The organism is Streptomyces sp. NPDC046215, assembly GCF_040646215.1.
In the GTDB taxonomy this organism is placed as follows: domain Bacteria; phylum Actinomycetota; class Actinomycetes; order Streptomycetales; family Streptomycetaceae; genus Streptomyces; species Streptomyces stramineus.
The window spans coordinates 1-1,607 of the sequence record NZ_JBEYZW010000199.1 but is presented as its reverse complement, the minus strand read 5'-3'; the positions used below and the strand labels follow the sequence as shown (position 1 = coordinate 1,607).

Below are 1,607 nucleotides of genomic sequence, written 5' to 3'. Positions count from 1 at the left end.
CACACACGCCTCAACCGCACCGGCCTCCACCCCATGACCACCCCCGAAGCACTCACCCTCTACGACACCGCCACCACCCACACCCACCACCCCACTCTCCTCCCCGCACACCTCACCACCCACCACACCCCCACCCCACCACTCCTCCAAAACCTCACCACCACAACCCACCACCACACCCCCACCACAAGTGCGGCAAGTCCCACTCTCCGCGCCCAGCTCAGCGCCATGGACTCCAGAGAGCAGCAGCGACTGGTGCTCGACACGGTGCGCTCGCAGGTCGCACTGGTACTGGGCCATGGCACGGCAGAGTCCGTGCAGTCACACCAGGCATTCCGGGATCTGGGCTTTGATTCTCTGACTGCGGTTGAACTACGCAATCGGCTTACCGCCGTGACCGGCTTGCGTCTGCCTTCGAGCCTGGTGTTCGACCACCCCACCCCGGAGGCCGTTGCTCAATACCTCCGCCAGGATCTCCAGGGAACGCACGACGAAGATTCCCCTCGTCACCCGTCGGCTGCCGGCACCGTAACCGCTGAGCCCATCGCCATCGTCGGCATGGCCTGCCGGTACCCGGGCGGCATCCGGTCCCCACAGGCGCTGTGGGATCTGGTCGCAGCCGGCCTGGAGACGACCGCCGCTTTCCCGGCGGATCGCGGTTGGGACGTGGAGAGGCTGTTCGACCCGGACCCGGACCACCCGGGCACTTGCTACACCCGGCACGGCGGCTTCCTTTACGACGCGGGTGATTTCGACGCCGAATTCTTCGGGATCAGCCCACGAGAAGCGTTGACCATGGATCCCCAGCAGCGGCTGCTCCTCGAAACCGCCTGGGAGAGCTTCGAACAGGCGGGCATCGACTGCGCCACTGTTCGCGGCAGCCGCACCGGTGTCTTCACCGGGCTCATGTACCACGACTACGCACACCACTTGCACCAGAGCCTCGAACAACTCGACGGTTACATGCTCACCGGCACCACCGGCAGCGTGGCCTCCGGTCGTCTTGCCTACACCTTCGGACTCGAAGGCCCGGCGCTGACCGTCGATACCGCGTGCTCCTCCTCGCTGGTCGCCCTGCACCTGGCCTGCCAGGCATTGAGTGCGGGGGAATGCTCCATGGCTCTGGCCGGCGGCGTCACCGTGATGTCCACGCCCGATGCCTTCGTGGATTTCTCTCGGCAGCGGGGGCTCTCGCCTGATGGCCGGTGCAGAGCTTTTTCGGCTTCGGCGGATGGCACCGGGTGGGCTGAGGGTGTCGGGATGTTGTTGGTGGAGCGGTTGTCTGATGCCCAGCGCCTTGGGCATCGGGTGTTGGCGGTGGTGCGGGGGACGGCTGTCAATCAGGACGGGGCGAGCAATGGTTTGACCGCGCCGAATGGTCCGTCGCAGCAGCGGGTGATCCGGCAGGCCCTCGCCAACGCTCGTCTCTCTCCTGCCGACGTGGATGCCGTGGAGGGGCACGGCACCGGTACGACGTTGGGTGATCCGATCGAGGCGCAGGCTCTTCTTGCCACCTATGGGCAGGGGCGGCCGGAGGGGCGGCCGCTGTGGCTGGGGTCGCTGAAGTCGAACATCGGGCATGCGCAGGCGGCTGCGGGTGTGGGCGG

General features: G+C 66.8%; 1 protein-coding gene. It reads left to right on the top strand.

Going from position 1 to position 1,607, the window contains the following annotated elements; genetic code table 11:
• A partial coding sequence (locus ABZ951_RS33830; RefSeq protein WP_361281793.1) for a type I polyketide synthase occupies window positions 1-1,607 on the top strand: 1,607 nt, incomplete at both ends.